This window comes from Bacteroides sp. MSSM.1001136sp1_RTP21357st2_D2_RTP21359_211015 (genome assembly GCF_040913205.1).
Classification (GTDB): domain Bacteria; phylum Bacteroidota; class Bacteroidia; order Bacteroidales; family Bacteroidaceae; genus Bacteroides; species Bacteroides ovatus.
In genome coordinates, this window is sequence record NZ_JBDFVF010000001.1 from 460,456 (window position 1) to 484,565 (window position 24,110).

The 24,110-nt window shown below is 40.6% G+C and carries 16 protein-coding genes and 2 tRNA genes; 12 read left to right on the forward strand and 6 right to left on the reverse strand.

Translation table 11 applies throughout. The features are described from left to right. Nucleotides 1-161: 161 nt before the first annotated feature. Nucleotides 162-872, forward strand: a complete 711-nt coding sequence (locus tag AB5217_RS01950; protein WP_004295912.1) for a tRNA1(Val) (adenine(37)-N6)-methyltransferase — start codon at nt 162-164, stop codon at nt 870-872. A gap of 282 nt (nt 873-1,154) precedes the next feature. On the opposite strand, the gene AB5217_RS01955 is transcribed toward AB5217_RS01950, so the two are convergent. The 3 genes from AB5217_RS01955 to AB5217_RS01965 all read right to left on the reverse strand — a co-directional run bounded on the left by AB5217_RS01955 (nt 1,155) and on the right by AB5217_RS01965 (nt 2,385). Next, entirely contained in the window at nt 1,155-1,664 is a 510-nt protein-coding gene (locus AB5217_RS01955; RefSeq protein WP_004295913.1) for a hypothetical protein, read from the reverse strand. Nucleotides 1,665-2,200: 536 nt separating this feature from the next. Then, nucleotides 2,201-2,275: transfer RNA gene (locus AB5217_RS01960), tRNA-Pro, on the reverse strand. 35 nt (nt 2,276-2,310) lie between these two features. Further along, nucleotides 2,311-2,385: transfer RNA gene (locus AB5217_RS01965), tRNA-Pro, on the reverse strand. A gap of 734 nt (nt 2,386-3,119) precedes the next feature. On the opposite strand from AB5217_RS01965, the gene AB5217_RS01970 reads away from it, so the two are divergent. Continuing rightward, nucleotides 3,120-3,314: a hypothetical protein gene (locus AB5217_RS01970; protein WP_004303066.1), complete on the forward strand. Its 195-nt coding sequence runs from the start codon at nt 3,120-3,122 to the stop codon at nt 3,312-3,314. A gap of 63 nt (nt 3,315-3,377) precedes the next feature. On the opposite strand, the gene AB5217_RS01975 is transcribed toward AB5217_RS01970, so the two are convergent. Continuing rightward, nucleotides 3,378-4,649 carry a sensor histidine kinase gene (locus tag AB5217_RS01975; RefSeq protein WP_004295918.1) on the reverse strand — a complete coding sequence of 424 codons (1,272 nt, stop codon included), beginning with the start codon at nt 4,647-4,649 and terminating at the stop codon, nt 3,378-3,380. Further along, the gene (locus tag AB5217_RS01980) at nt 4,646-6,022 is read right to left on the reverse strand and encodes a sigma-54-dependent transcriptional regulator (RefSeq protein WP_004318225.1); all 1,377 of its coding nucleotides are present in this window, start codon (nt 6,020-6,022) and stop codon (nt 4,646-4,648) included. Before AB5217_RS01980 ends, AB5217_RS01975 begins: the two co-directional genes overlap by 4 nt. A 191-nt stretch (nt 6,023-6,213) precedes the next feature. Between AB5217_RS01980 and AB5217_RS01985 the strand changes: the two genes are divergently transcribed. The 7 genes from AB5217_RS01985 (at nt 6,214) to AB5217_RS02015 (ending at nt 19,235) form a co-directional block, all read left to right on the forward strand. Next, a complete protein-coding gene (locus AB5217_RS01985) occupies nt 6,214-7,686 on the forward strand; it encodes a TolC family protein (RefSeq protein WP_004318226.1) in 1,473 nt (490 codons plus the stop codon). Between the two features lie 75 nt (nt 7,687-7,761). Beyond that, nucleotides 7,762-9,012: an efflux RND transporter periplasmic adaptor subunit gene (locus AB5217_RS01990; protein ID WP_004295921.1), complete on the forward strand. Its 1,251-nt coding sequence runs from the start codon at nt 7,762-7,764 to the stop codon at nt 9,010-9,012. A 25-nt stretch (nt 9,013-9,037) separates the two neighbouring features. Next, nucleotides 9,038-11,416, forward strand: a complete 2,379-nt coding sequence (locus AB5217_RS01995) for an ABC transporter permease (protein WP_032843465.1) — start codon at nt 9,038-9,040, stop codon at nt 11,414-11,416. 12 nt (nt 11,417-11,428) lie between these two features. Next, nucleotides 11,429-13,825 (forward strand): ABC transporter permease, encoded by a 2,397-nt coding sequence (locus AB5217_RS02000; RefSeq protein ID WP_004325906.1) that lies wholly within the window; start codon nt 11,429-11,431, stop codon nt 13,823-13,825. Between the two features lie 28 nt (nt 13,826-13,853). Beyond that, the gene (locus tag AB5217_RS02005; protein ID WP_004295924.1) at nt 13,854-14,528 is read left to right on the forward strand and encodes an ABC transporter ATP-binding protein; all 675 of its coding nucleotides are present in this window, start codon (nt 13,854-13,856) and stop codon (nt 14,526-14,528) included. A 27-nt stretch (nt 14,529-14,555) separates the two neighbouring features. Continuing rightward, nucleotides 14,556-16,898, forward strand: coding sequence for an ABC transporter permease (locus AB5217_RS02010; protein ID WP_004325907.1), 2,343 nt, complete (start codon nt 14,556-14,558; stop codon nt 16,896-16,898). 15 nt (nt 16,899-16,913) lie between these two features. Further along, complete coding sequence (locus AB5217_RS02015) at nt 16,914-19,235, forward strand: ABC transporter permease (protein ID WP_004325908.1); 2,322 nt, start codon at nt 16,914-16,916, stop codon at nt 19,233-19,235. Nucleotides 19,236-19,316: 81 nt separating this feature from the next. Here AB5217_RS02015 and spt read toward each other — a convergent pair whose 3' ends face one another. Further along, entirely contained in the window at nt 19,317-20,501 is a 1,185-nt protein-coding gene (gene spt, locus AB5217_RS02020; protein WP_004325909.1) for a serine palmitoyltransferase, read from the reverse strand. Between the two features lie 220 nt (nt 20,502-20,721). On the opposite strand from spt, the gene AB5217_RS02025 reads away from it, so the two are divergent. From AB5217_RS02025 to AB5217_RS02035, 3 genes are all read left to right on the forward strand, one after another. Then, a complete protein-coding gene (locus tag AB5217_RS02025; RefSeq protein WP_004325910.1) occupies nt 20,722-21,747 on the forward strand; it encodes a diacylglycerol/lipid kinase family protein in 1,026 nt (341 codons plus the stop codon). Nucleotides 21,748-21,855: 108 nt separating this feature from the next. After that, a complete protein-coding gene (aspS, locus tag AB5217_RS02030; RefSeq protein ID WP_004318227.1) occupies nt 21,856-23,619 on the forward strand; it encodes an aspartate--tRNA ligase in 1,764 nt (587 codons plus the stop codon). Further along, the gene (locus tag AB5217_RS02035) at nt 23,616-24,005 is read left to right on the forward strand and encodes a GtrA family protein (RefSeq protein WP_004295929.1); all 390 of its coding nucleotides are present in this window, start codon (nt 23,616-23,618) and stop codon (nt 24,003-24,005) included. The genes aspS and AB5217_RS02035 overlap by 4 nt, the downstream gene beginning before the upstream one ends. Nucleotides 24,006-24,110 lie beyond the last annotated feature (105 nt).

Genomic DNA, 24,110 nt, shown 5'->3' on the forward strand with positions numbered 1-24,110 from the left:
GTTAATTGATTCTCTCTAATAATAAAGCACTGCGTAGAATAAAAACACAAAAACAATGCCAAAATATCGGCTTGTAAAGGGAGTATTCCATAATTATTATTTATTTTTGGCGATTTGCAATAAAATAATAGTATAAAACGGCTTTAAGATAAACGGATAAAATGTCGAATCCTTATTTTCAATTTAAGCAATTTACGGTATGGCATGATAAATGTGCCATGAAAGTCGGTACGGATGGGGTGCTTCTGGGAGCTTGGACTTCCGTTGAAAGTGCGCACCGGATTTTGGACATTGGGACGGGAACAGGGTTGGTAGCTTTAATGTTGGCGCAACGCAGTTTGCCGGATGCAAATATTGTAGCGTTGGAAATAGATGAAGCGGCTGTCGGGCAAGCCAGGGAAAATGTTATTCGTTCGCCCTGGAAGGAGCGGGTAGAGGTGGTGCAGGCTGATTTTAGGAAATACAGGTCTTCGGATAAATTCGACGTAATTGTTTCTAATCCTCCTTATTTTGTCGATTCGCTGGAATGTCCGGATCGTCAGAGAACCGCGGCGCGTCACAATAATTCTTTGAGCTATGAAGATTTGTTGGAAGGAGTAAGCGGATTATTGACAGAAAACGGATTTTTTACAGTGGTGATTCCGGCAGATGTAGCTGAACGGGTAAAAAAGATAGCTTCTATAAAGAAATTATATGCAGTCCGTCAACTGAATGTAATCACTAAACCCGGCGGTATTCCGAAACGTGTTTTGATTACTTTTTCTTTTTCCAATCAAGAGTGCATTGTAGAAGAACTATTGACAGAACTGGCTCGTCATCAATATAGTGAGGAATATATGACGCTAACCCGGGATTATTATTTGAACATGTAAAAGGGTGACGCTATCCGGTAAAGATAGTGACGGTATATGCTTGCGATAGTGACGGTATCGCTGTCATATACCGTCACTATTTCAAAGCTAGTTCAAAAACGCTATTTTGAGATCTTCGTTCTATTCCTTTCTAACTCATAATTCAAAAGAGTAATTTCTAGCTTTTGAACACTATTTTCTAGCAGTACTTTCTGAAGTTGCTCTTGAAGTGAAATTATTATTTTGTCTTTTGATAGTCTTAAATTCAATAAGCTGCTACAATAACTATACTACTCTTTTAAATTATTTGTTTTGTATATGCTTTATTTTAAATTCTTTCAGTGACTTTTCTATCTTTTGATAAAGGTCTGTTGTTTTTGTTGAGTATGTAGATAAAGAGCCCCTAGGCTCATCTGCGAATCTGAATAATTCATCTGTATCTGCATATATTGATACTAACTCATTATAAGCATCTTTACAACTGGAAGGATAATCATTTAGTTGTGGCATTATAGCCTCGATTGAATCTCTCTTTTGTTTTAGTCTCTTATAGGTATCTGTTGTGATAATAAACTCCTGATGCTTCGCTAAGGCTTCATTGAAATCAGTGCAATATTCTCCATTGTATTCATGATCGTAAATTACTTTTCTCCAAGTATCACAATAATGAAGAGTTATTGCTTCACTTAAATCAGCTTCTTTCTCAATCATAGAAGCGGTATTAGAGAGTTTTGCTATATACTCCTTTTCTGAATTACATGAAACCAAAACTATGGCTAGTATCGCACTCAAATAAAAAAACTTTTTCATCATATCGTTATTTTTGTTACACAATCAATTTATTAGAATCCTGTTTGTAATACTGTATTAGAGTATTACAAGATTGATATTTTATATTCAAAAAAACATTTATTTTATTACTTGAAGAATATCCAATGATACGCTTATTTGATTCTTCTGGAATTCTAAAATTCAGAAAGGGACTTTGTGAATGCGAATATAGTGAAATGAAAATAACAACGAGCATCAGCAGAGTTTTCTTCATGTGTTTAAGTATTTTGTTTGTTATCGTTTTCTCTATAAACAATGTTTGTATTTCCGCTATAAAGTTAACGCAAAACATTGATAACGCCAAAATAAAAGGGTAGTAAAGTTAACAAAATAGATTTTTACTCTAAATTAAATAAGAAAATGAGGATAATGCTAGAAACCTGTTCAAAGATAGTTCAAAGAATTGCCCTTTTTATTTGCCCCCAAACGGGGATAATTACACTTATCCTATATATAATAAAAAAGCCAATACTAATTGTACTGGCTTTATTTTGTGAATCTTGACTTGATTTTCTTCGTCGGGGTAGCGGGATTCGAACCCACGACCCCCTGCTCCCAAAGCAGGTGCGCTAACCGGACTGCGCTACACCCCGAAAAACTTTGAACTTAATAACCCTCTTTTTTGTAGTCGGGGTAGCGGGATTCGAACCCACGACCCCCTGCTCCCAAAGCAGGTGCGCTAACCGGACTGCGCTACACCCCGCTACTTTTTTGAAGGGTTGTTCTTTTCAAAAGCGGTGCAAAGATAGGGAGTATTTTTTAATTAACAATAGCTAAACGAATGTTTTTTACCTATTATTTCTCAATACCTTGAATCTCATCACTTTGCGACCGCACTTTTTTTTCTTGTCAGAGATTAGAAGTATCATCGGACATCGTAATTCATCTTTTCATCTCCTCTTTCACCTTTTCTCTGTCTCTTCGATGAATAGGGAGTTTGCGGGTGAAGGGCAACAACTTCACCACCTCTTCACCTGTAAGCGATTAGGTTTCAAAAATAGTTTCAATCCTTGAAACACTTCGTTTCTCGGTGTGAAACACTTTGTTTCATTAGGAGAAACACTTTGTTTCAAGGCGTGAAACTTTTAGTTTCAAATGGGGTTGAAACTAATAACGAAATAGCTTGACTAATCTTGCTCAATGATGTAATCAGGGTAAGCGGCTATTTGATTTTGTTCACGATGAAAAGAAGGTGAAAGAACGGCTCTTCACCTGCAAACTCCCTGTTAATCGGTGATACAGAGGAAGAGTGAAGGGGATGGAAGAATTGTGCCTATTATAGAGAAAGAATATTAAATTGTTCATAACTGTACCGGAGTGAACAAGCTCATAATGGTATATTGGGGGTGGTTGCCCCGTACATAAATTATCTGTGAGTATGAACTATCTTTCGATGTTTGCTGTTTTATAAATAAGAATTTTAAAATGAAAAGCCTTATGAAAACAAGAAAACAAAAAGAAACAGGTGAAAAAGAAGTGCACTTGTTAGAGCAAAAAGGATATGAAAGAATGGTGAATGAGATTGTCCCCGTTCAACAAGCGGAAGCATATCGCAAGCCAACTAATAAAGCGGTCAAAGAGGCGGTTAAGGAGTTAAATCCCGATACAAATAGTCTGGGTAGTAGAGGATAAGTAATTCCTCTACTACCCAGACTAATCATCGTATTAAAGGATTCGGGAGGCTTTCGGTGGTTCTCATTTAGGGAAAGTAAGAATAAAACAGCTTCCTTTCCCTATTTCTGATTTTACGTTAATACTTCCGTCATGCAAAGTCATGATCTGTTTGCACAGGCTCAATCCGATGCCCGAACCGGATGTTTTGGTGGTGAAGAAAGGAACGAAAATCTTGTCCAAAACATCTGTTAGAATTCCCTCGCCATTATCAGATATTGTTAATGTCGGGTTGTCTTTAGAGAAAAACTTTATCTGTATCTCTTTATCTATTTTTCGCTCGCATGTTTCGCGGGCGTTTTTTAACAAGTTGATAAGCACTTGCTCTATCTGTGCCCGGTCTACATATAAAAATAAATCAGATGCAGGCATTTCGAAATGAATATACTCTTCCGGGAATAATTTCTTTAAGTCCATAAACAATTCTGCAACAGATACTTTAGTACGGACAGGTATCGGAATTCGTGTCAGTCGCCGGTAATTCTCCACAAATCCTAGTAATCCCTTACTTCTTCTGTGAATAGTCTGCATAGCTTGCAACATAGCAGAATACTCCTTTTCTCCGAGTGATTCGGGGATTCCCCTTTCACTTAACGTTTCCGAAAGAGAAATAATAGGAGTGATGGAGTTCATGATTTCGTGTGTTAATACACGAATCAGCTTTTGCCAGGCCTCCATTTCATTACGTTCCAGTACAGAATGAATATTCTTCAGACTGATTAACCGCTGTTTCTTCCCCTGTGTAGCAAATGTGGTGCAGGAAATAGCCATTTCCAGAACGATACCATTCTGCTCGATGCGGATCATGGACATATCATTGCTGATAGAAGCCTCCTGAAGTACGTCCGGTAGTTGTGATATTTGCCCCAGATGGGCCACTGCAGCCTGATTCATCCATTCAATGTGCCCGGAAGCATCGGTTACGAGTACGACAGTATCTACTTTATTTAATAAACTCTCGTAATACTGATGCTTGACTTCCTCTGCCAATAACTTTCCCCGAAAGTCCTTCAATGCATTAGAAAGCTCCTGTGCCCACTCATCCATCATCTTATTTTTGAAAGGCGGATGAAGATTCTGCGTCATATCGTTGTAGCGAAGTCCATCCGTCAATCGTCGTAACAAGGTGATTTGCTTGAACTGTATTCGGTAGAGATGCATACCGGCACCTATCAAAAAGAGAATACAGACGGTAGTGCTGAACCATAACTGTCTTTGATACAGCAGACAACTGCCGATAGAAAGCAGAAAAATAATTAAGATGTGCAATGCTACTTTGAACTCAAATCGTTTCATAAGCCTAATTTTTCAAGTTTGCGATACAATGCAAAACGGGTAATCCCTAAATATTCGGCAGCACGGGAGATGTTTCCGTCGCTGATCCGGAGCGCTTTCTCAATGGCCTGCCGTTCCAGTTGTTCGAGATTCAGTACCATTTCTTCGTCCTTTTTCTGTTTAGGTGTCGCATGAAAAAGGAAGTTTTCAGGTTTTAGCATGGAGCCGTCTCCCAAGATTACAGCACGTTCTATCGTATGTTGAAGTTCTCTCACATTTCCAGGCCATGCATATTTCAGCAGTTTGTTTTTGGCTTCCCGTGTCAGTCCGTGCATTTCTTTTTTATATTTGCGGGCATAATGGTTCAGAAAGTGTTCGGCAAGCAGGATGATGTCATTGCCGCGTTCACGGAGTGGAGGTATATGTATTTCAATCGTGTTGATACGATATAATAAGTCCTGACGGAAATTCCCGTCTTCCACCATCTGACGGATATCAGCATTGGTGGCACATATTAAACGGACGTCGATGGGAATGGTTTGCGTACTTCCCAAACGACTGATTTGCCTTTTTTCGATAGCAGTCAGTAATTTAGACTGCATAGGAAGTGAAAGATTGCCAATTTCATCCAAAAACAAAGTCCCGTTGGTCGCCACTTCCATTCGTCCCGCTTTTGATTTCTTGGCATCGGTGAAAGCGCCTTTTTCGAAACCGAACAGTTCACTCTCAAACAATTGTTCGGGTATACTTCCCAGGTCAATCGTGACAAAAGGTTTGCCGTATCGTGGAGAACAACGATATAATAGTCGGGCAATCACATCCTTTCCCGTACCGTTTTCTCCGAGAATCAGTATATTGGCATCCGTATTACTTAGTTTATTTATCGTGGCAAACACTTCCTGCATGGCCGGTGACTCTCCAATAATATCATTTTCCGAAGCATTTTGCCCGCTAAGAATTTCTACTTGCTCTTTCAGCATGTTGACTTCCTGCTGTGACTGACGCAGTCGCATACCCGAAGTAAGCGTAGCCAGCAATTTATCCTTTTCCCAAGGCTTGGGAATAAAATCGGTAGCACCGGCTTTGATGGCCCGGACGGCCTTGTCCGTATCCGCATAGGCAGTCATAAAAATAACAATAGCTTGTGGGTCAAGCTGCAATATCTGCTTCAGACTTTCAAATCCCTCTTGTCCGCTGATGGCATCCCGGCTGAAATTCATGTCCAATAAGATAAGATCGGGATGAAAGGTGGTCATGAAATGCTCGATCCGATCGGGGGTAGTAGCCACCTTTATTTTCTCCGTATACGGTTCCAGTAGGAGGTTGAGGGCAAAGAGCACGTCCTCGTTATCATCTACTATGAGTATCTTTCCTAATTTGTTGACTTCTTCCATATCTTCTATCCATTTAAACTCCGGGAGCAAAGATATGGATAAATCTCATGTGTTGTGTGTGCGATTGCGCACTAATTTTGTGCGTATATGCACACTGAATGAATGAAAGGAATATTACTATATTATTGAATGATAACTGTTTATCTGAATGGCACATCTTTTGAATGATAAATAACAAATATAACCAACGAATGAATCTGAAATTAATCTTCATATCTCTCGGACTATTGTTGACAGAACTATTGACTGCTCAAGATCAAACCACAGAGCTGTCATTGAAGCAAGTCATAGAGATTGCCCGTATGGAATCTCCCGATGCACAGACGGCACGCCACAGTTTCCGTTCTGCGTATTGGAACTATAAATATTATCGTGCCAATTATCTGCCGTCTTTAAGCCTGACATCCGATCCGAATCTGAACCGTGCCATTAACAAGATAACGATGGGAGACGGTTCGGTAAAGTTTGTCGAACAAAATCTATTGAATACAGATTTAACCCTGAATCTTTCACAGAACTTATCCTGGACCGGTGGCTCTTTCTTTCTCGAAACCTCCGCTCAACGCATGGATCTGTTCAGCGAACATAAATACTCATGGCAGACTTCCCCCATAATGATCGGTTATCGCCAGTCTCTTTTTGGCTACAATAGTTTGAAATGGGATAGACGGATAGAGCCCGTGCGCTATCAGGAGGCAAAGAAAAGCTACGTAGAGACGCTTGAACTCGTATCAGCCAATGCGATTAATAAATTCTTTGCCTTGGCCACCGCCCAGAGCGATTACGATATTGCTTCCTTTAATTACGCCAATGCCGATACACTTTACCGTTATGCGCAAGGCCGCTATAACATAGGTACCATCACAGAAAATGAAATGCTGCAACTGGAACTTAACCGTTTGACGGAAGAGACAAACCGCATGAATGCCCTTATTGAAATGGATAATTGTATGCAGGAACTCCGTTCCTATCTTGGTATTCACGAAGATCGGGAATTACGTGTCCTTGTCAGTCCTCAAATTCCGGATTTCAGTGTGAACCTGAATGAAGCACTGGCACTGGCTTACGAAAACAGTCCGGATATACAGACGATGGAAAGGCGGAAACTGGAAAGTGAGAGTGCTGTGGCGAAAGCCCGCGCCAATGCCGGCCTGAAAGCAGATATCTATCTCCGTTTCGGATTGACGCAGACTGCTGACAAACTGCCCGACGCTTATCGAAATTTGTTGGACCAGCAATACGTAAGTATCGGCATTTCTCTTCCTATCCTAGACTGGGGACGTGGAAAAGGACAGGTGCGAGTAGCCCGTTCCAATCGTGATCTGGTTTACACACAAGTCGAACAGAGCCGGACGGACTTTGAACTGAACGTTCGTAAACTCGTCAAACAATTCAATCTGCAAACGCAACGTGTCCGGATCGCTGCCCGCACGGATGAGACAGCCCAACGAAGAAGTGAAGTGGCCCGCAAACTCTATCTATTAGGTAAATCTACCATTCTTGACTTGAATGCTTCCATTTCAGAGAAAGATAGTGCCCGCCGTAACTATATTTCGGCTTTATATAATTATTGGAGTTTATATTATACACTCCGTAGCATGACACTATATGATTTTGAGCGAAATACGATACTGACAGAAGACTACCATCTTCTGATTGAATAGAGAACAACGAAAAGTCAGTAAAGAATAGTGATGGAACCCTAATTAATAGAAACTTGTAAAACACCAGATAATCTCATGGATATAAAATTAGAAAAGAAACCGTGGTACATTCGTTACAGATACTATCTGATAGGAGGGCTTTTATTTGCCGCCTTTTTGATTTATGTGATTACTTTGTCTTTAGGTCCCAGAAAACTACGGATAGATGCCGAAAATATACAGATTGCAGAAGTGAAAGAGTCTGATTTCATGGAATATGTAGATGTGGAAGGGCTCATTCAGCCTATACTGACCATCAAGATCAATACTCGTGAAACTGGAAGCGTGGAAAGGATTGTCGGTGAAGAGGGAAGTTTGCTTCAGCAGGGAGACACCATTCTTATTCTTTCCAATCCCGATTTGCTCCGCAATATTGAAGACCAGCGTGACGAATGGGAAAAGCAAATGATTACCTATCAGGAGCAGGAGATTGAAATGGAACAAAAAAGTCTGAACTTGAAACAGCAAGCCCTGACAAATAGCTACGAATTGGAACGCCTGAAAAAAAGCATCGCTCTCGACCGCGAAGAATTTCAGATGGGAGTGAAGAGTAAGGCGCAGTTGCAGGTAGCTGAAGATGAATATTGTTACAAACAGAAAAACGCAGCCCTGCAACAAGAGAGCTTGCGACATGATTCTGCTGTCACGATGATACGTAAGGAATTGATTCGTAACGACCGGGAGCGGGAACGGAAAAAGTACGAACGTACTCGCGAACGACTGAATAGCTTGGTGGTCACAGCTCCACTGAAAGGTCAGCTTAGTTTCGTAAAGGTCACTCCGGGGCAGCAGGTTTCCTCCGGTGAAAGCATTGCTGAAATAAAAGTGCTCGATCAATACAAAATCCATACTTCACTTAGCGAATATTATATCGACCGGATCACCACCGGACTACCGGCTACCGTGAACTATCAAGGAAACAAATATCCGCTGAAAATAACAAAAGTGGTTCCCGAAGTGAAAGATCGTATGTTTGATATTGATCTTATTTTTACCGGAGATATGCCCGATAATGTAAGAGTCGGCAAGAGCTTCCGGGTACAGATTGAATTGGGACAGCCGGAGCAAGCGCTCATTATTCCGCGAGGCAACTTCTATCAGTTTACAGGCGGACAATGGATTTATAAAGTAAATGCATCAAAGACAAAAGCAGTTCGCGTGCCATTGAATATTGGTCGACAGAATCCGCAACAATATGAAATAGTAGAAGGTTTACAGCCGGGAGATTGGGTTATTACCACCGGATATGATACCTTTGGCGATGCGGAAGAATTGATCTTGAAATGAATGAAAAATAACAAATAGATAAAACATGAAAACATTGTACTATGCGATACGCTTTTTGTTGCGTACAAAATCATATACTATTATTAATTTGCTCGGGTTAGCCTTTAGTTTAGCTTGTTGCATTATTTTGCTTCGTTATATTCATCGTGAGCTTACAGTAGACACACATTGCATTGATCGTAATCAAGTGTATGGTGTACAGACAACGTTTGAAGGAAATCGGGTATTAAGTGTGGCTGAAATAGGGAGCCGGGATAGTGTTTACATTGATAATAGTGGCATAGTGACGCGTTCACGCATCGTGTTGCTCGAAAATGATTATTTGACCTATCAGTCAAATCGTATTCCTGTTCAAGCTATGGCAGCAGATAGTGCTTATTTTGAACTTTTCCCTTACCGTGTGTTACAAGGTTCAGTGTCCTTGGAAGATCCGGCGTCAGTTTTGTTAATGGAGGGTTTTGCTAAAAAACTTTTCGGCAAAGAAAATCCTATTGGCAAGATTCTCACTTATTCGAATGGAAAGGAGATTAGGGTGACAGGCATATTAGAGGAACCAATTAATAAGCGGATGTTTAATTTTGACTTGGTCCTCTCTTCAAAACTATCATCATTATGGGAGCGTATGCCTTTGGATTTTATCCGTTTCACTTCAGAAACGGAAGTAATGAAAGCCAATAAGGCCGGGAGTTATCCCCGGTTTATCAATCAGGATGCTCGTAGCGGGGATAGTCGGAAATACACTTTCTCTCTAGTTCCTATAAGTGATATGTATTGGGATCGGGCTTTAATTGGTCGATCCGGACCAGATATGCTAGTTAGCGGAAACCGTTCCCAACTATTTATTTTAGGAGGAATTTGCCTGTTGATATTACTTGCAGGTGTGATGAATTTCATCAATCTTTATCTGGTATTGATGGTGAAACGAGGTAAGGTGTATAGCTTGCGGAAAGTTTTTGGAGCTGATAGAAAAGCGTTGTTTAAGCAAATATTCATAGAAAACTTTTTATTGATCGCTGCTTCCATGATAGTAGCCTGGCTCATTGTAGAGGTGACAAATATTCCTGTATCATCCATGTTTGGCAGTCAGCTGATGTATACTGCATTTGATGGGATATTATCATTCTCTATTTTGTTGTTTTTGCCTCTGTTAGTATCTATTTATGCGTTTGTGCAGTGCCAACGTTCTTTGTTGGCTGTTTCAATCCGGAAGGTAGGTACAGATAACCATTCGGTTCGTTTACGTATGATCTTTCTTTTTCTGCAATATATGATTACTTTCCTGTTAGTGGTATTATCAATCTATTTCAGCAAGCAACTGAATTTTATGTTACATACCGATCCTGGTTTTCGTGTAGAGTCTGTAATTCAAGCAAACTTGATATATGAATCACGAGATTTCGCAGTTTACACTATGGAGACTATCAAACAACGGCAAGAGAGGATTACTGAAATAGACCAACTCATGAAGAGTTGTCCGGATATTCAGTATTGGACGACGGGACATTCATCTATTTTGGGAGACTATTATTCTACAAACTTTCAAAGTGTAAAAGGAGAAACAGTTGCGTTGTTGCAATCTTATGTTACTCCTGATTTCTTTAAAGTTTTCAATCTTGCGTTTGTGGATGGAAGTCTGCCGGAAATGGATGAAGACTCAAGAAATAGAGTGGCCGTTGTAAATCGTGCGGCATTGAAAGCCTTAGGATATACGCAATGTGAGGGAGCTATGCTGGTTGATGAAATGATGAAAAGAAACGTCCCGGATTTTCCGGCTCAACCTATTGTTGCTGTAATAGACGATTATTATGACGGACATATTAGTACAGGTGTCCATCCGATGGTCTTTATGGTTGGTAGTCAATTAGACGGTGATTTATATCAGATATATTGCCACTCCGGCAAAGAACAGGCAGTTATTGACTATTTGAAAAGTATTCAAAAGAAAGTGTATGGTACAGAGGATTTTAAATATTCTTTGTTGAAGGACGATGTGGCTGAACTTTATAAAAATGATCGCCAGATAGCTTCTGTTTATGCTCTTTTCGCTTGTATAGCTATTGTAATAGTTTGTCTTGGCTTGTTTGGTATTTCATTATTTGACATTAGGCAGCGTTCCCATGAGGTTGCAATTCGCAAAGTGAATGGAGCATCACTGAAAGATTTATATCTTTTACTAGGACGCAAGTATCTTGTCATATTAGGTGGGGCTTTTGCAGTAGCTCTTCCATTATCCTGGTATCTGATATATGAATACACAAAGGATTTTGTAGTGAAAGCTCCTATAGGTATAGGAATCTTTTTGATAGCTTTGTTATTGGTTGGTGGTATTTCTTTAGGGACTCTATTCTGGCAAATAAACAAGATTGTGCATATTGATCCTGCTAAAATTATAAAAACTGAATGAATCTAAGATATTATGATAAAACACTATTTCAAAGTAGCATTTAGAAACTTGTGGAAGTACAAGGCACAGAATATAATTTCCACCATCGGATTGGCAGTAGGACTACTGTGTTTTAGTATATGTATGTATTGCAGTCGTTTTGTAGAATCTACCAATAATTGCTTTGACAATTATTCCCGCATAGTCGAGTTAAATCTCTATAATGAACAGACTGGCGACTATTTTTCCGGCACACAAGTAGCATTATCCGAAGAACTCCGTACTTGGGCTATGGGTGAAGTGGAAGCGATCTCTTGTATGGCATATCCCCGTGAACGCTCTTTTCAGGTTGAACTGTCTCCGGATAAATCATTGCCATACGATCTTGAAATTATAGAAGTCGATACCCTATACAATAAAGTCTTTACTCCGCAAATGGTAGTTGGTAACTGGCAGACAGCAAGCCGGATGCCCAACGCGGTTATTATAAGCCGGTCCACTGCCATAAAGATATTTGGTCAGGTGGAGACTGCCATTGGCAAACACCTGACTCTTACAAGACGGCTTTATACTTCTCCGGACAGTACACCAAAGACAGGAGGTATTGTGTACACAATCCAAGCAGTGATGGAAGATCTTCCACTGAACAATGATTTTAATTTTATGTGTCATACCGACGCATTGGTTATCAACGACAGTGAGGGACTTTTTCAGAGTCCGAAACGTCGCGATATAACGGGAGCCCGGACATACGTTTTGTTATCTCCGCAGGTTGGCATTACCGGTTTGGAAAAACAATTTTCCAAGCGCGACTATACTTATAGTCTATATAACGAGACTTATACCGTTGTTGCCCGTTATATAGGAGATCGGTCGCAGGAGAAAGGTATTTATATTCTGGGATGGGTCACCGGAATTGTCGGCATATTGATATTGTTGGTCGGATTGATTAATTTCTTTCATTTTCTCATCGGCTCTTTCCTGAATCGCACTAAGGAATACGCCATAATGAAAATGCTTGGTTCTGATTGGAAACGGCTGTTTTGCCTGTTATTAACACAGTCATTGATGATTGTATTTGCATCCTCATTTTTGGTGATATGGGGTATCGAACTAATTGGAGATAGAATGGATTTCTCTTTGCCAGGCCTCACAATGACTTTCCCTCCTGAAACACTATTAAAGCATATTCTGCAATACATTGTTTTTCTTGCATTGCTTTGCATGGCAGTCTGTCTGCTGGTATCCGTCCGTATTCGCAGGTCTTCCATACAGACAGGTATCTATGGAGGTCAAAAACGTCGCGGGAAACAGTGGGGACGTAACTTTATGCTCGGCGTCCAGTTCTTTATTTGCTGGATATTCGTAACGCTGACTGTCAGCCTGTTTTTGCAATCAGGAAAGGTGACTGAAACCTTATTTCATACGTTAAGTCAGGAAGATAAAGAAACGATTCTTAGTATTCCGCTGGACTATCCATTTCTGGAGAATAAAGAAAAACAGGAAATGGTGGAACGTTTCAGGCAGCATGTCGGTGTGAAAGATATTTTGTTATCTGATATATCTTATACTCATGGAATATCCGGAAACTTGTTAATGACGGAGAAAGGAAATGATAACTCTTGGATTGATATTAATGTAATGTGTGTACCATTGAATTTCTTCACCTTTATGAATATTCCGATAACGGAGGGCAGGACGATCCGGACAAAAAAGGATCTCGTAATGGATGAAGTCTGGCAGAAAAGACAAAAGAAAGATATCATCGGAATGAACTTTTACGACCAGACCAGTGATTTCACCGTTTGTGGAGTATGTGCCCCCTTTCAAACAGATGTACATAATCATAATGGCGGATATGCTTTCACACTTTATGATTCTTCTGAATACATAGGTCACTGCTATGTGAAATGTTACCCTGAACAGCAAAAAGAAGTCATGAAATGGATGGAAACCATCCGTCGTGAAGTGCTGCCGGAGAATATTTCTTCCCAAGTACGTACATTTCAGGATGATTTGTACGAAGTGCAGGCAGTGGAATATATTCTGAAAGATATCATCTCGTTTTTTGCAATTGTAAGCATCATCATTACCCTGTTGGGAGTGTATTCCAGCATTACGCTCGATACAGAACGCCGCCAGAAAGAGGTTGCCATTCGCAAAGTGAACGGAGCCGGAATACGTTCCATCATCTGGCTGTTTGCACGTTTGTACCTGATTTTGCTGATGGTGACTGCCGCCATCACCTTTCCGCTCATTTACGTGGTATTGCAACTGTGGAAACAAATGTACACCGTATTTTTTAATGATGGAATATTATATTGGGGAAGCATATTTTGGGGAGTAACCTTATTGACAGTAATTACCATTATCTTTAAAATACTGCGGATTGCACGTCTCAATCCCGCAGAAGTAATCAAAAACGAATAAAATTAATAATTCTAAAAACAATACAGTTATGATTAAGACCATTGACTTACAGAAGATTTTCAAAACGGAAGAAGTAGAAACTTGGGCGTTGAATAACGTCAGTATCGAAGTGAAACAAGGTGAATTTGTAGCCATCATGGGTCCCTCCGGCTGTGGCAAGTCAACATTGCTCAACATTTTGGGGCTACTTGATAACCCGACAGGAGGAGAGTATTATCTGAACGGAACGGAAGTCTCCCGGTATACCGAGTCGCAACGTACCAGTCTTCGCAAAGGCGTGATAGGCTTCGTATTTCAGAGCTTTAACCTGATAGACGAGTTGAACGTATACGAAAATATCGAACTTCCTTTGCTTTATATGGGTATTTCCGCTGCCGAACGGAAAAAGAGGGTAGAGTCAGCTATGGAGAGAATGGCCATTACTCATCGTAGTAAACACTTTCCGCAACAACTTTCCGGTGGTCAGCAGCAACGTGTTGCCATTGCCCGTGCCGTCGTGGCCAACCCTAAACTGATTCTGGCCGATGAGCCAACCGGTAACCTGGACTCCAAAAACGGTAAAGAAGTGATGGGGCTATTGAGCGAACTGAATAAAGAGGGAACCACCATTGTCATGGTGACCCACTCACAACACGATGCCGGTTATGCCGACCGTATCATAAACCTGTTTGATGGACAGGTGGTGACCGAAGTTAGTATGTAAGCACAAGCTATCAATAAAAAGTATATCATGATAAAACATTATCTGAAAGTAGCCTTTCGTAATCTGATAAAGTATAAAACACAAAGTCTTGTTAGTATTATCGGATTAGCAGTCGGCTTTACCTGTTTTGCGCTGTCGGTATTATGGATACGTTATGAAATGACGTATGATAATTTTCATGAGGGAGCCGATCGCATTTATCTGGTACGTGCGCATTACGCCAATGAACCCGGTACAAGTAAATTTACTCCATATCCTTTAATGAAATATTTGCAAGACAAAATGCCGGAGATAGAAGCTGTAACCGCTTTTACCGCACATTATGTAAAATTCCGTATGGAAGATACCGAGCAGGAGATCGGAATGATTGCCGCAGATTCTGTTTTCATGAACTTCTTTGATATACAATTATTGAAAGGTACTGTCAACTTCCTGAAATGTGATGGTCAGGAAGTTGCTATCACTAAAGAATTTGCGAAGCGGCTCTTCAGCAAAGAAGAGGATGCATTGGGGAAAGAGGTGGAAGTAGGCAGACGCGTATGTAAAATAGGAGCAATTGTGAGTGGATGGTCTAACCATTCCAATATTCCATATAATATACTGGCTCCGGCAAGACATTCTCCTCAGTGGGGAAGTTCAAATGAGCAGCTACTTATTCGTGTACGCGAAAGAACAGATATAGACGCATTCCGAACAAAAATGAGCACCGTTTGCATCAACGATATTGAGAAAGAGAGCGAACTTTCCGATCTGTTGATTACCCGGATGTCAGCTTTGCGCTATTCGGATTATGTAGATAAAGCAGATGTTGTTATCTCTTTCAGTTATATATTCTATTTCTCCTTAGCAGGCGGACTGGTGATTATTTGTTCGTTATTCAATTATTTGACGCTTTTTATCAGTCGCCTTTGTATGCGCAACCGTGAAATGGCACTTCGTAAGGTGAATGGAGCAAGCAATAAAGCTTTGTCTGTACAGTTTGCCATTGAATTATTGCTGCTTTTATGTATTGCTCTGATCGGCGGATTGCTGCTGGTGGAGATGAGTATGTCCCGCTTCCTGAACTTTACGCAGATAGAGTCCAGTTCATATTATGGAGAAATTTTGATATATCTTCTGGCAGTAATCATCCTGTCGTTTCTGTTTGCGCTGATGCCATTATCCTATTTTCGTCGTCGAACATTGCAGGAAACGATCAAAGGAAGTGTTGCTACTGCCCGTCCGTACTTATTTCGCAGAATAGGTATTATCGTACAGTTGATTGTCAGTCTTGCTTTTATCTTCTGCACAGTTGTCATCATGAAGCAACTACATTTCCTGAAAAATACGGATTTAGGTATGGAACGTCATCATGTGGCTAATGTGGCATTGTGGAATGGAGACATTCATCAATGGGCAGAGAAAATAAAAGCTCTCCCTATGGTAACAGAAACTTTACCTCCTGCGTACTTTCCAATTATTCCAACCGGTCCGATGATGTATGCAGAAATAACAAATTGGGATGGGCTGCCCAAAGTGACAGAAAAAACACTACTTGTTGGCATAATGCCGGCAAAGGAGGAATTTTTTAAGTTTTATGATTTGAAATTGCTGGAAGGTGAATTTATATCTGAAAAGAGCCAGCAGAATGAAGTTGTGGTTGATGAAAGTACGTGCCTGAAATTCGGATGGAAACATGCTTTAGGAAAGACTTTCGGCAATAACACCAATGGTCGTCAGGACATTGCATACAAAGTTGTCGGAGTGGTGAAAAACTTTAGTTATCGTTCTCCGACAAGCAAGCCGGGACTTATTGCCTTTCAACGCCCCGAAGCACAAGAATATCTCCTGAATCGTGCCAGTATCCTTTTTAAATTCAAAGAGGGGACTTGGAACGAATGTCGTGAAGCTATAGAAAAGCTCCACAAAGAAGAATTTCCCCATGCTTATTTACGGTTGTTTAGCGAGGAGGAGGAATATGGTAAATATCTTCGCTCCGAGGATGCACTGATGAAACTGTTGAGCTTCGTGTCATTGGTCTGTGTACTCATTTCCGTTTTCGGAATTTTTTCATTGGTCACTCTATCATGTGAGCAACGTCAAAAGGAGATTGCTATACGTAAAGTGAACGGGGCGCAAATTCGTCATATCTTGCAGATGTTTTTCCGTGAATACTTCCTATTGCTGATTATTGCTGCTGTCATAGCCTTTCCAATGGGATATGTGGTTATGAGGCAATGGATTGAAACGTATGTGAGACAAACTGCGATTAACGGTTGGGTATATGTAGGGATTTTCGTTGTAGTGGCGATTATTATTCTACTCTGCATCATCTGGCGCATATGGAAAGCCGCCCGACAGAATCCTGCGGAAGTTATCAAAAATGAATAATAAAATAACAATATCATGATAAAACACTATCTGAAAGTAGCCTTTCGTAATCTGATAAAGTATAAAACACAAAGTCTTGTTAGTATTATTGGATTAGCAGTCGGCTTTACCTGTTTTGCGCTGTCGGTATTATGGATACGTTATGAAATGACGTATGATAATTTTCATGAGGGAGCCGATCGCATTTATCTGGCAGGCAGTAGCTTTCGTCTTTATGGAGACGGATTTACCTATAATTCATCTAGTTTTCTAGCTGATTATTTGGCAAAGAATTGTCCGGAGATAGAGAAAGTATGTCGTATATTTTATGACTGGAATGAAAAAAAAATTAAGAATGAGGATGTTGAGTTTGTGGTACGACGTATAGAGGTAGATTCAAATTTCATTTCAATGTTCAATATTAAAGTATTGGATGGAGATAACCATCTACAGCTAAAAAAGGATGAAATTGCTATAACAGAAAATACGGCAAAGCGAATATTTGGGAAAGAATCTCCGATAGGTAAACACTTGATTTTAGAGGAAAGTAACGAAGAAAAAATAATCGTTGCAGTTGTAAAGTCATGGGAAGGACACTCTTTGTTTTCATTTGATATATTATTGCCATTTCATGATACAAACCCCAATTGGGGGAACCAACGATGTCAAACGCTTTTTCGTATTTATCCCAACTGTGATATAGAAGCATTGAAACAGAGGTTGTCAGAATATGAAGTACAACAAGATGGTCATAAATATCCAAATTCTACGCTTATTGCTCCATTATCCACATTGCGGAGTAGTCATCCGAGGGAAGATGTGAATGTGAAGTTGAATCATATTCGTCTTTTTGCATGTATTAGCGGTTTGGTTATAATTTGTGGAATATGTAATTATTTAACAATGTTGATAACTCGTATCCGGATGCGTAAACGTGAGTTAGCGTTGAGGAAAGTCAATGGTTCATCAAATGGTGGGTTACTCACTTTACTTCTTACAGAACTTGTCTTGTTACTAATTTTATCTTCAGGAATAGGGCTGGTATTGATAGAACTCATCCTGCCGACTTTTAAACGTTTGTCACAAATCAATGAGGGTGTTTCATTTTTTTATATCGAAGTATTTGTTTATATACTATCATTGATTGCCGTGACAGTTGGTTTTGCATCTCTGCTTATACGATACATTAGCAAGCGAACTCTACTTAGTAATATAAACAAAAAATCTAATCTTCATCTCTCCGGTTGGTTTTATAAGAGTAGCATTTTATTTCAGTTGTTTATTGGTATAGCCTTTGTTTTTTGTACTTTGGTGATGATGAAGCAACTTAACTTCTTGTTGAATACCAAAGAACTTGGAATAGAACGGCATAATGTGGGAGCTGTTGTTTATTGCTCTGAAAATGTTCCTTTTAAAGAAATATTAGAACAGATGCCCGATGTTACAAAGTATTTGAGTGGCTTTCAGACACCTATTCCCAAAATGTATTTTTCAACATTCAGGATAAAGGAGTGGGAAGGAAAGACAACTGATAGTGAGCAATATATAGATCTAGAAGATGAGACGATCAATCAAGAATATGCCGATTTCTTTGGAGTTGAGGTGCTGGAGGGAAGCATGCTGGATGAAAAGGATGGAAAAAATATGGTTGTTATAAATGAAGCTGCTGTGAAAGCTTTCGGATGGACACAACCGGTTGGAAAGAAAATTGATAAATTAGGAAGGCATTATATAGTGAAAGGGGTTATTAAAAATATTTCATATAATGCCCCAATACACCCGGTAGCCCCTGCTATGTTTTTTTTGCCGGATAATACAGGCAGAGGAGGTATTATATTCAAAGTGAAAGAAGGGACTTGGAACGTTGTTTCAGAAAAGATAAAAGCGGAAGTGAATAAAGTTAATCCAAATGCAGAATTGATGTTGTCTAATATGGAAGAGGTTTATGACACTTATATGAAATCAGAGAGAACTTTGTGTCAATTGTTGAGCATAGTTTCTTTTATATGTATAGCGATTGCCGTATTCGGCATATTTTCATTGGTGACTTTATCCTGCCAGCAACGGCGTAAAGAAATAGCTATACGCAAGGTAAATGGAGCCAATATAGGAATAATCCTGAATCTATTCTTTAGAGAATATTTACTTTTACTTGTGTTTTCATCGTTCTTTGCTTTTCCGTTGGGATATGTCATGATGAAACATTGGCTAGAAAATTATATAAAGCAAACACCGATAGAATGGTGGCTCTATGCAGTCATATTCATAGGAATGGGATTTGTCATTTTCCTAAGCATCATCTGGCGTGTATGGAAAGCCGCCCAGCAAAATCCGGCGGAAGTACTTAAGGGTGAATAAGATAAAATAAAAGTCCGGCACATTGATTTGTGTCAGACTTTTATTTTATTCACCCGATAAGAGTGATATATTTCTCGTAGATTATAAAAGATCCAATGCTTTAAATGCTTTAACTAGCTTTTCTACAGCACGGTCTATTTGATCTTTTGTATGAGTAGCCATTAATGCCACACGTACCAAAGTATCTTGCGGTGCACATGCCGGAGGAATAACCGGATTGATAAATACCCCTTCGTCAAAAGCTAATTTAGTAACCATGAAAGTTTTTTCCGTGTCACGTACATAAAGAGGAATGATAGGTGATTCTGTTGCGCCGATTTCAAAGCCAGCTTCACGGAAACGTTTCAATGCATAGTTGGTAGCCTCCCACAAAGCTTCAAGCCTTTCCGGTTCATTTTGGATGATGTGGAGGGCTTCAAGAGCAGATGCAGTAGCAGCAGGAGTGTTGGATGCACTGAAGATATAGGTCCGTGCGTTGTGACGTAACCAGTTGATGATAGAAGAATCAGCAGCGATAAATCCACCGATAGAAGCCAGTGATTTGCTGAAAGTACCCATAATCAAGTCAACTTCGTGAGTCAGACCGAAATGGTCGCAAACACCACGTCCTTGTTTTCCAAATACACCCAAGCCATGAGCTTCGTCTACCATGATAGTAGCGTTGTATTTATGTTTCAAGCGTACGATTTCGGGCAAGTTTGCCAGGTCGCCTTCCATAGAGAACACACCGTCTACTATGATGAGCTTCACTGAATCCGGATTGCACTTTTGAAGTTGCTTTTCCAGATCCGCCATATCGTTATGCTTATATTTCAGTTGTTGAGAGAAGGAGAGGCGACGGCCATCTACGATAGATGCGTGGTCGCGGTCATCGCAAATGATATAATCATTGCGGTCTGTCAAAGCAGGGATAACTCCGGAATTCACCGTAAAACCGGTTGAGAAGCAGAGCGCTTCATCTTTGCCTACAAAGGCAGCCAGTTCTTTCTCCAACTGAACGTGCAGGTCAAGCGTACCATTCAAGAAGCGCGAGCCTGCGCAACCGGAACCATATTTATGCATGGCTTTGATACCTGCTTCAATCACTCTTTCATCTCCCGTAAGGCCAGTGTATGCATTAGAACCGAACATCAACACTTCGTGTCCGCCCATTTCTACCTCTGTACCCTGCTTTCCTTCTATCTCACGGAAATATGGGTAAACGCCCTGTGCCATAAACTTTTGTGGCAGGTCGTACTTAGCTAACTTCTCTTGTAATAATCCCATGAATTATAATTTATTATACTCATACTCAGATCGTTCGCTGACGATCTTACATCCTTTTATCTTAACAAGTGTTTAAAAACAGGGGGCAAAGATAACAAAATTTGCTTTTATCTGTTCTTTTTAAGAGAAAAAAGTTGCTCTCGTATGATTAGAAACCTCTAATAGATTAAAATTTAAGATATTTATATTACTTTTGTCGTCTACAATCGACAAGAATAGCATGAACGAAAGAATGAAAAAAATAAAATTCGTCGTCAATCCTATTTCGGGAACACAAAGTAAAGAATTGATTCTTAACTTGCTGGACGAAAAAATAGACAAGGCGAGATACTCTTGGGAAGTAGTGTATACGGAAAGAGCCGGTCATGCAGTAGAAATAGCTGCCAAAGCTGCCGAAGAGAAAACAGATATAGTAGTGGCTATTGGTGGGGATGGAACAATCAATGAAATAGCTCGTTCGTTGGTGCATACTGATACCGCGCTGGGAATTATTCCCTGCGGATCGGGCAATGGACTGGCGAGGCATCTGCATATACCGATGGAACCGAAGAGAGCATTGGAAGTGCTGAACGAAGGTTGCATGGATGTGATAGATTATGGTAAGATTAACGGTACGGATTTTTTCTGCACTTGCGGAGTGGGATTCGACGCGTTTGTCAGTCTGAAGTTTGCGCATGCCGGTAAACGGGGGCTATTGACTTATCTGGAGAAAACCCTGCAGGAAAGTCTTAAATATGAGCCGGAAACGTACGAACTGGAAACGGAAAACGGAGTTTCCAAGTATAAAGCCTTCCTGATTGCCTGCGGAAACGCGTCGCAATATGGAAACAATGCTTATATCGCACCGCAAGCCACTCTGACAGATGGTTTGCTGGATGTGACTATTCTCGAACCGTTCACCATATTGGACGTTCCTTCATTGGCCTTTCAATTATTCAATAAAACAATCGATCAGAATAGCCGTATCAAGACTTTCCGCTGCAAGCAGTTGTGCATCCGCCGGACTACTCCGGGTGTCGTGCATTTTGATGGTGACCCCATGGAAACGGATGCCAATGTAAATATTCAGCTGATTCAAAGAGGATTGCGCGTGGTAGTGCCACGAGCACCGGAAAAGGATGCAGCCAATGTGCTCCAAAGAGCGCAGGAATATATGAATGGCATCAAATTGATGAATGAAGCCATCGTTGACAATATAACAGATAGAAACAAGAAAATATTGAAAAAGCTGACAAAGAAAGTCTGATAAAATAACGGATTACTGACACCGAATTACAAATTATTGCGTACTTTTGCGCAGTTTTGGTTCGATCAAAATAAAAACGCGAGTGATAATCGTTTAAATAAAAAATATATGTTTAGAACGCACACATGTGGAGAGCTTAGAATCTCTGATGTAAACAAGCAAGTCACGCTGTCCGGATGGGTACAGCGCAGCCGTAAGATGGGAGGGATGACTTTCATTGACCTTCGCGACCGTTACGGAATTACCCAATTGGTTTTTAATGAAGAAATTAATGCTGAACTCTGTGAACGTGCTAATAAATTGGGACGTGAGTTCGTCATTCAAGTGACAGGAACGGTTAATGAACGTTTCAGCAAGAATGCAAACATTCCTACCGGAGACATTGAAATCATTGTTTCCGAACTGAACGTACTAAATACTGCCATGATTCCTCCGTTCACTATCGAAGATAACACGGATGGGGGTGATGATATCCGCATGAAATACCGTTATCTGGATTTACGCCGTAACGCTGTACGTTCCAATTTGGAACTGCGTCATAAAATGACAATTGAAGTTCGCAAATATCTGGATAGTCTGGGTTTCATCGAAGTGGAAACGCCCGTTTTGATCGGTTCTACTCCTGAAGGCGCACGCGACTTCGTGGTGCCGTCACGTATGAATCCGGGACAGTTCTATGCACTTCCGCAGTCTCCGCAGACCTTGAAACAGTTGTTGATGGTTTCCGGTTTCGACCGTTATTTCCAGATTGCGAAATGTTTCCGCGACGAGGACTTACGTGCCGACCGTCAACCGGAATTTACACAGATCGACTGTGAAATGAGCTTCGTTGAGCAAGAAGATATTATCTCTACTTTCGAAGGAATGGCTAAACATTTGTTTAAGACTCTTCGTGGTGTGGAACTGAATGAACCATTCCAACGTATGTCTTGGGCGGACGCCATGAAATATTATGGTAGCGATAAACCGGATTTGCGTTTCGGCATGAAATTCGTGGAACTGATGGATATCATGAAAGGTCACGGATTCTCTGTATTCGATAATGCGGCTTATGTGGGCGGTATCTGCGCCGAAGGTGCTGCGACTTATACCCGCAAGCAACTGGATGCATTGACCGAATTTGTAAAGAAACCGCAGATTGGTGCGAAAGGAATGGTTTATGCCCGTGTGGAAGCCGACGGAACGGTGAAATCGAGTGTAGATAAATTCTATACGCAGGAGGTGCTCCAGCAAATGAAAGAAGCATTCGGAGCTAAACCGGGTGATTTGATTCTGATTCTGTCTGGCGACGATGTAATGAAAACACGTAAACAACTTTGCGAGCTTCGTCTGGAAATGGGTGCTCAACTGGGATTGCGTGATAAGAATAAGTTTGTTTGCCTTTGGGTGATTGACTTCCCGATGTTCGAATGGAGCGAAGAGGAAGGCCGTCTGATGGCTATGCATCATCCGTTTACTCATCCGAAAGAGGAAGACATTCCGATGTTGGACACTGATCCGGCAGCTGTACGTGCAGATGCATACGATATGGTAATCAACGGTGTGGAAGTTGGCGGCGGATCTATCCGTATCCACGATGCGAAATTGCAGGCGAAGATGTTCGAGATTCTTGGATTCACTCCGGAGAAGGCAGAGGCACAGTTTGGCTTCCTGATGAATGCCTTTAAGTATGGTGCGCCTCCTCACGGTGGTTTGGCATACGGACTCGACCGTTGGGTGTCTTTGTTTGCAGGATTGGATTCTATACGTGACTGTATTGCGTTCCCGAAAAATAATTCCGGACGTGATGTGATGTTGGACGCACCCTCTGCAATCGACCAGAGCCAGCTTGATGAACTGAATTTGATCGTAGATTTGAAAGAGGGCGAGTGAAAGAATCTGTACGCATATTCCGTTTTATAGTCATCGGTACAATGAACGCTTTGATTATGGCGTTGGTTGTATGGTTAATGATGAAAGAAATGTCATTTGACGGCGACTATATGGTGGCTAATATAACAGCGTATCTGATAGCTCAAATCCATAACTTTATCTGGTGCAAATACTGGATATTCCCCGTAGAAAATAAAAAGAATAGTATCTGGAAACAGATACTACTCTTTTGCTCTGCTTTTGCCGTGGCTTACACCGCACAGTTTTTATTTCTTGTGTTATTGGTAGAAGGATTGGACGTGAATGAATATCTGGCTCAATTCTTAGGATTGTTTATTTATGGAGGGGCTAATTTCCTAGCCAACAAAAAAATAACGTTTCAATGAGATAGTTATTTATGATGATATATTGAAAGAGGTTGTGTCAAAACGCTGACACAGCCTTTTTTTATGCGCAAAGCCCAGACTTTCTCAAGCCCGGGCTTTGTTATT